Origin of the sequence: uncultured Sutterella sp., assembly GCF_937923675.1 — a bacterium.
Taxonomy (GTDB): domain Bacteria; phylum Pseudomonadota; class Gammaproteobacteria; order Burkholderiales; family Burkholderiaceae_F; genus Sutterella.
This window is the reverse complement of record NZ_CALDXB010000005.1, coordinates 21376-27433: the sequence shown is the minus strand read 5'-3', so window position 1 is coordinate 27433 and position 6058 is coordinate 21376. Positions and strand designations below refer to the sequence as shown.

The window sequence follows — 6058 nt, the reverse complement described above, 5'->3', positions numbered from 1 at the left end:
TTCATTTTCAAGGTCGGTCATATTTTTGGAAACCGACCGATGGGATCCTTACTTTTAAACGACAAACTTAATGTAAACGCGAATGGCCAGCCTCTTCGGGCTGAATGGTCACGGTTGGGGGATTCCGTACTTGCAAAACCGGAATTCGAGGCGCCGGTCCCCGGGCGCCCCAAAAAATATCCTGGACGTATTTGCTTCGATCCGATTGTTCTCTGAACATTCGTCGAGGCTGCAGGCGAATCGGCAACGCGATTCAGCCAAGGATGGGAAATCTTTCCGCAGAATCTGAAGCAGGCCCCAAACTCATCAGAGATCCGGAATCTCAATCCCTTCCTCGAGCGCAAACGCCGCCGCACCGTTGTGAAACTCCGGGTGGAGCGCAGGACGCCAGCGCATCCCGGCAATCGCCGCGGCGATTGCGGCGCATTCAACCAGCGGGTCATCAAGCAGAAGCCCCATGAGTTCGATGGGGCAGGTGACCCGTACGGGCGGCCTGAGCCCCGCTTCCGTAATCGCGCGCGAAGAATCACGGCGTTTCGATTCCGGAGACGCATAGCTCTTCCCGAAGATCGGCACAAATTGATCCCGTTCGTCGTCCGTTATCGGTTCCTGGTCGAGCCCCTCCCAGTGCGCCCACGCAAAGTTCTTCCGCATCTCAGCAGCCTCGCGGGTATTGGCTCCCGCGATATTGAAGGCGAGCGATAGTTCCGCAAAGAGTGCGGAGGGCGAGCGGTTGAATGCAAAGATGGACAGAAGCGAATGGCGTCCGCAGGTGATCGAGAGCCGGAGCTTCCTCGCGTTCTTATTGTTGGTGGTGCCGAGCGACACGATCCACCAGATGCGGGCGGAGTCCCAGGGGCTTGGAATCGTGAGATCCACGACGCGGCGGGCCAATGCGAGCGCGAGGCCGGCCTTGGGTGTTGCGGCGAAGGTTTCCCATCCCTCACGCGCAGCGGGCGAGATGCCAGCGAGCACCTTTTGGAATCGCTCCTCACGCGAAGCACCGTGCCGGCCGCCTTCCGCCAGGAATTGGTCCTGAAATGCGGCCGGAAAGTGGTCGTCGTAGACGGTTCCCGGGTCGCGGCAGATCTGAGAGTCGGACTTGGAGCGGTTGAGGAGCCTCAGGCCCATCTTCTCCGCCCGGCCGATCAGCTCGCGCTCGAGCGCTTCCTGCCGCAGCGTCGGGACATGGATGAATGCGAGATAGTCGGTTTTGTGCCCGAGGTCGGCATGCTTTTGCTGCCTCGCCGAGAGGTTGATGGTGCGGCCGATGTAGAGATCTCCCGTCGATCGGAACTGGAGGTAGATGCCGCTCAGCTTGTCGATCGAATTCTCGGGGTGCTTCATCGCCTGAAGGACCGTGCCGCCATCCTTCATTACAAGGAAGTGCCTGAAGCCGATGTCGGCGGCGGTCTTTTGGGCGGTTTCGATGGTCCAGGTGCGTGAGGTCATAATGGTTGTCTCAAAATGGTCAATGGGCGTGAATGGATTTTTGGGAAAGCTCATCGATAGGAATGGTTCTCCCGCTCGACGCCTGCCTTCATGAGGGCCTCGCGAACTTCCGGGTTTGTTTCCGAGGCTTCAAGGAGCCCCTGATAGATCGCTTCAGGGGAGGCATAGCCCCGTCCGCCCGGAAGGAGGAGCCCCAGCGCCGAAGTGAGCCCGTGGTGGTCCGACTTCCAGAGCTCCTGCGCGCGGATCACTGCGCCCTGATGAACGAGAAGCGCCTCGCGGGTTTCCTGCGTGAGGTCGGATGCGACGGGTTTTCCTGCTTCCCCGTTCCCGATCTGAAGCGACCGGGCGTCGCCTTCCCTCAGAACGTCAGCTGCGTTCCCGCCGAACTGAGATCCCGTCCGTTCCCGCAGGGAGTCGAGCTTCGCGTGCGCATCAGCTGAGGCTTCATCGACCCGGGAGCGCGACGGGTCTTCGCCCGAGAGCGGAACAAAGCGCTGCCGTTCCGCCGAATCCATGGCGCTCCTCGCAAATGCCGCGCGCTCGGAAGGATCTGCCAATGCTTCAAGCGCCGCTTCCGGGGATCCGTATTCGGCGATCGCCTGATGCATGAGGTAGGAGTCGAGCCTTGCGCCGGTGCCGAGTGTCGAGGCAGAGGTTTCGCCGGCGCTCTTCGTCCACGAGCGCCCCTCGCGGGTTTCGGCCGCGTCCGACGCCGTATGCGCGGCGCTTCTTCCGCGGGTGACCGTTTCGCCTTCCGTGACTGCGCCCGTCTGAGAGGAGCCGGAGCGCATCTCTTCTCCCATCGTCCGTGCCGACTGTTGGGATTCGTCCGTGCGCCAGCTCGTTCCCGATTCGACCGAGCGGGTGTTGGCCGTCTGATCGTCGTTGGCCGCTCCCGTGCGCGTGGTGATGTCGCCTCCGATCGAAACGTTCCCCAGAATGGAAGCGCGGGCCGAGAGTTCGCGCGAGCCCTGCTGAGCGCCGTCCTTCGGGAGGGGAGAGAATCCCGGGATCCCTGAGGGCCCGGTGGCGCGGAATCCCGCATAGGGAAGGGAATTCGCGGCGTTTGCAGCATTTGCAGCATTCGACGCATTCCCGCGCTGGAGCACGTTGTCCGCCGCGCCGCCCGGCTGGAAGTCGGCGGATTCGGAGGCATTTGCGCCCACCTTCACGCCGGTGCGGGTCGTGAAGCCCGAGGTCTCCGTCATGGCAGAGCTGCTCGAGAGCGAACTCTGGGCATGTTCGCCGATCGACCGGGAAGCGGTCTCGCCCTGCGAGAGCGTCTGCGATTCGCCGCGTGTTCTCGAGGAAGAGGACTCCACGCTTTTGCGGACAGCCCACCCGGCGGAATCCGAATTTTCACTCCGCACGCCTTCGGCATAGCTCGTCGTGCGGCTCGAAGAGACGCTCCCCTGGTCCGTCGCCGCCTGCTGGGTGCTTCTGCCCTGGGTCAATGTGCTCGCTCCTGTGACGCCGAGGTCGGAGGAGGCGGCCGTGACGGAGGTCACCTGGCCGCGGTCCGAATCGCGCACCACCGACCCTTGAGCGCTTGCAGTGCGCGTGACGCTTCCCGCCACAAACCCGGTTGAGATGTCGGACTTGTTGGCGTTTGCGTTGTTGACGGAGCTGTTCCCGATCGAGGCGTTCCCGGCCGCGACGTTTCCGGCCGAAAGCTGGGCGCTTTGCGACTGCGCTGCGCCCGCTGCGGGCTGCATCATCGAGCTCGCGAGGCTTGCCGCACCCATGTCGGAGGCGCGTGCTAGGAGGTAGGAAATGAGGGGAACGAGAAGCATCAGGTACCCCGCCATCGCCTGAGAGGGCGCGCCCTGGTCTCGGATGAAGTCGGCGGCTTCGAGCGTGAGACCGCCGTAGATCTCCGCAATTCGGTTCATCGGATTGGCGTCCAAGTGAATGAGGAGATAGTTGATGACGGACGCAATCGGTGCCCAGAGGGCGAGCCAGAGAAAGAGCGTGAGATACATGCGCGCAACGCGCGTTCCTTCCGCGCCGAAGGCGACGAGCATCCCGAGAACGATCGGAAAGGCCGCAATCAGAATGAATTCAAGGAGGTTCCTGAGTTTGGGGAGAAATGCAGCGGCGAGCTCCCCCATCGTCCGGAAGGAAATCTCCGACGCAAGGCTCCCCTGCGCCTTTGCAAGCGCCACGGCTCCCGCGAGCGGCATCGAGAGGCTTCCTGCCTGACGTTCCGCCGCTCCGGGGATTTCGGTGAGGAGCACGGCGTGCGTGAGGCTCTCGGAAAGTGTTCTCGAAATTCCGAGCATCTTTGCCTCGGCCTCGGGAATCGCCTTCTTCAAAGCCGCCTCAAGGACGGCAGAACCGGTATTCCCGCCCGAAAGCTTTGCCATGAGGAGCTTCTCCTGGGCGGGCACCTCCCGGGTTTTGAGAAGCGTGAGGAGCTTTTGCGCGGCCTCGTCGCAGTAGACGGGCGAGCCCTCAATCATGAGAACGCGCGCAGGGTTGGTCCACCCGCGGGCGGTGACGGTGGCGGCGAGATTCCCCGCCGTCATGAGCTCGGTGAGCTTCGCGGGGCTCTCAAGGATTTCGGGCATCACGCAGCGGTTCAAAAAGGGATCGAGCACCGCACGGGTTTCCGCCGTGACGGGACCCGCTTTTGCGAGCGCCGCCGCCGCGCGCTCAGGGAAGACTGCGCCGAACTTCGTGAATTTCGAGGCGTCGGCGTCTCCCAACGCCGTCTCAAAGAGGTTCGCCGCGAAGTGGCCGATTTTGGAGGAGAGCGCCGCCGTGAGGCCGAGTCCGATCGGAACGCCCGTCACGGCTTCGGCCGTCATTGCCCGCGTATCCTCAACCGTTACCGTGATCTTCGGCACGAACGCGATCGAATAAAAGAGCACGACCGACATGAACCACGAGAGCATCTCAAAGGGCTTCCAGCGAAGCACCGCTGCAATCGTGACGCCGAGAAGGCCGAGCGTCGTCATCGTGAGAAGAAAGACCGTGTAGCCGGACGATTCCGTCATCCCGACCACGGCCTTGAAGAGCGCCGCCACCTGGGGACCGTTCCAGCTGGCATAGAAGTCGATGTTCATGGATTACTCTCCCTTTGACTCTCAGCGCGGCATGCGGGATGCCGCCTCAATGGCGCTCCGGCCGTAGACCGAACGCTCGATGTGCGCCGCCTGCGCGCTGTAGCTCTGAGCCCGCGACATGGCTTCATAAAGCCGCGATTCATGCCCGCGAAGCTCCTCAAGAATGAGGGCGAGCCGTGCTTCAAGCTTCTTCGCGTGCTCGGCCATCCGGCTGTTGGCGCTCCGTGCGGAGGATCCGGCAACAACCCGGCGCACGTCTTCGGCAAGTCCCCTCAGCGCCGTCGTGAGTCCTTCGTAGGCGGCGGCTTCCGAATAGAGCCTCAAAAGCGACGCCCCAGCCGCGGGGATCCGGCTTGAGGCCGAAGCTTCAATGAGCGAAAGGAGCGGCAGGGACGAGATGTTCGCGAGGAGCGTCAGATCCTTTTCAGACACCTCGGCGCGGTTTCGCGAGACGAGGCTCTTTCGGTACTTCTCCGCGGCTTCGTGAATTTCCCGCACGAGATTGACGGGCGAAGTAGCGGACTCCGCGGGGTTGAGGCACTTCTGCGGTTCGTCGCAGACGAGGCGCTTCGCGTCGGGAAGATTTGCGCGGTCAATCGACCCGAACAAATCCCAGAGAATGTCGCGCCCTGAAATATCGGTCGTGCGGATGGTGGCGTTTTCGCCCGTCCCGGTTTTGACGTAGAGCGACGTTCCGAGAAGCGTCATCATCGTTTCGAGCGACTCCTGGTCGAGCTTGTCGCCCAGTTTCCCGCCTTTGAGAAGCGCCCAGGTGAGGTTGAGTTCGCTCGCCTCAACGATTGCGCCCGAGCTGTCCTTCCTTTCCGGAACGTTCTCAAGGACTTTCGTGCCGTTCGTGCGCGTGAGGCGGTCGGCGTCGGAGGCGTCCGACGCTGCGCCCGTGGTCCGAAGGTTGTTCTGCGCGAGGTGCTGCTGCGTGCGAAGCCACCCGGCCGCGGACGCCCCTTCGTTCACAATCCATTCAGCGGCCTTGCAGGAGTCGGAGAAATTGCCGGAGAGCTCCATGATCATGTCGCGAAAGGCGGTGACCTGTTCGTTCAGATCGGGCGACAACCCCTGGAGCGCGAGCTGAAACGCAAGCCCCGGCATGGCGGTGCCGATGGACCTCAAGAAACTCACGAACTCTTCCCTAGACGGAACCGAGAAGGCTCCGAGAAAGAGGTCGATCCCGCCGCATCCGGCCTTCAGGTGCGGGGCGTCGAGCGTAAAGGGCGTGAAGTCCTTTCTCGGCGTCTTCATGACGAATGAGCCGCCCGTCGCAAGCGAGAGGCTCTGCGACTCATAGATCCCCGCTGGGGTCATGGCGGATTGCGCCCCGGCATCGTTGTAGAAATCCTCAAGGAATCCCGCTTCTGCGGGAGAGGCTATAAGGAGACACGCCATTGGAAAAAGGACGAGAAGCTTGAGCGATCGGGATTGAAGCGTTCTGGGAAAAAGTTTCTCAGTTTTATATTGAAACTGCATGACTTTATTGTTTTTTTCGAAAGAGAAGAAACAGGGGCGTGAAGGTGGTC

The 6058-nt window shown here is 62.1% G+C and carries 4 protein-coding genes; 1 reads left to right on the top strand and 3 read right to left on the bottom strand.

Going from position 1 to position 6058, the window contains the following annotated elements:
• The coding region (locus Q0106_RS00365) for a hypothetical protein (protein WP_297607475.1) at positions 1–216 on the top strand (216 nt) is incomplete at its 5' end.
• 90 nt (positions 217–306) lie between these two features.
• Here the strand turns inward: Q0106_RS00365 and Q0106_RS00360 are convergent.
• Genes Q0106_RS00360 through Q0106_RS00350 form a run of 3 tightly spaced genes read right to left on the bottom strand, consistent with a single transcriptional unit; the run spans position 307 to position 5927 of the window.
• The gene (locus Q0106_RS00360; RefSeq protein ID WP_297607473.1) at positions 307–1452 is read right to left on the bottom strand and encodes a hypothetical protein; all 1146 of its coding nucleotides are present in this window, start codon (positions 1450–1452) and stop codon (positions 307–309) included.
• A gap of 50 nt (positions 1453–1502) precedes the next feature.
• Entirely contained in the window at positions 1503–4523 is a 3021-nt protein-coding gene (locus Q0106_RS00355; RefSeq protein WP_297607471.1) for a conjugal transfer protein TraG N-terminal domain-containing protein, read from the bottom strand.
• A gap of 21 nt (positions 4524–4544) precedes the next feature.
• Positions 4545–5927 carry a conjugal transfer protein TraH gene (locus tag Q0106_RS00350; RefSeq protein ID WP_297607469.1) on the bottom strand — a complete coding sequence of 461 codons (1383 nt, stop codon included), beginning with the start codon at positions 5925–5927 and terminating at the stop codon, positions 4545–4547.
• Between the last annotated feature and the right edge of the window lie 131 nt (positions 5928–6058).